We start from the raw sequence: 1,259 nt of genomic DNA, 5'->3' as shown, positions 1-1,259 counted from the left end.
CTGCAGGAAGGTCGTGCCGCCGCCGACCGCCGGCACCGCCAGACCCTGTTCGCGCAAGGTGTCGCCAACAGCGGCGACCGCCGCCTCCGGGACAGGTTTTAGCTTCGGCGCGGGCGGCTTGCGGGTCTTGGACGGGTCCGTCGTCTCGGCACGCCGGGCGTCGCTGGCGCCCGCGTTGATGCTGCCGTCAGGATAGAGGACCAGCCGTTCGGCGGTCTTCGCCTTCTGGATCGCGCCGCGCGACAGCCCGACATGGGCGGCGTATTGGCGCTCGCTCATGCCCTGCATCGACGGCTCCGATTATCATTCAAGATCACGTGTTTATCGAGTTGATAAGCGTCACGGACAGAGCGAACGTCCTGTCGGAAGGACGATGCAACTCACCACGGAGCCACCACGATGACCACCCGCCTGAACCCGATCACCATCCCGCGCCACGAACTCCGCGCCGAGAAGGCGCGCCGGAACAAGGGTGAGACCGGTTCCGCCACCGGTTCGAGGAACCGGTCGAACGCACTCGCCGCCTTCATCGGCAAGAAGGCCGAGATCGACGAGATGCTCGCCCGCCTGCAGGCGCTCAGCGACGACCATTTCAACTGCGCTCCCGACGAAGCGGGCTGGGCCATGGTCGGCACCCTCGAACACTACGCCAGCCTCCTCAAGCGCATCACCGACAGTGCCTTCGGCGAGGGCGAACACGCCCGCTGATCTCCGGCAACGCAGGAACTCCCGCCGCGCGCCCAGCGCGGTGAGCCCGAACCGTGGCCCCAGTGGGGCCGCGTAAGTCGGGCGAACGGGTCGTAGAAGGCGCCGCATGACGCGGGCCCGAATACGGAGACGACCCCCATGACCAAGCTTTCCGATACCCAAGCCATCATCCTCAGCGCCGCCGCACAGCGCGAGGACCGCATCGCCCTGCCGCTGCCCGAGAGCCTGCGCGGCGGCGCCGCCGCCAAGGTGGTCGGCGCGATGCTCGCCAAAGGCTTCCTGCAGGAGGCCGACGCCGACATGCGCAACGGCGAGCCCATATGGCGCGAGACCGGCGACGGCCACGGCGTCACGCTGGTCGCCACCGACGCAGGCCTCGCCGCCATCGGCATCGAACCCGAGGACGCGACCCCCGCGCCTGCGGGCGCGACGGACGCGCCGACCGAGCTGTTCCCGCCGGACACCGCCACCGAACCGAAGGCCGCGCCCAAGACGCGCACGCCGCGCGAGGGCACCAAGCAGGCCACGCTGATCGCCATGCTGCGCGCGCC

General features: G+C 69.7%; 2 protein-coding genes and 1 pseudogene. 2 read left to right on the top strand and 1 reads right to left on the bottom strand.

The features are described 5' to 3' along the window. Nucleotides 1–288 (bottom strand): annotated as a pseudogene (locus E3D03_RS20800) (hypothetical protein); the annotation flags it as partial. A gap of 111 nt (nt 289–399) precedes the next feature. On the opposite strand from E3D03_RS20800, the gene E3D03_RS20795 reads away from it, so the two are divergent. After that, a complete protein-coding gene (locus tag E3D03_RS20795) occupies nt 400–708 on the top strand; it encodes a hypothetical protein (protein ID WP_119001059.1) in 309 nt (102 codons plus the stop codon). A 138-nt stretch (nt 709–846) separates the two neighbouring features. Continuing rightward, the coding region (locus E3D03_RS20790; RefSeq protein ID WP_263568527.1) for a hypothetical protein at nt 847–1,259 on the top strand (413 nt) is incomplete at its 3' end.

Origin of the sequence: Paracoccus sp. DMF (assembly GCF_004407025.1) — a bacterium.
Taxonomy (GTDB): domain Bacteria; phylum Pseudomonadota; class Alphaproteobacteria; order Rhodobacterales; family Rhodobacteraceae; genus Paracoccus; species Paracoccus aminovorans_B.
Note: the sequence above shows the minus strand (reverse complement) of the source record. Positions and strands in the feature narration are given on the sequence as shown.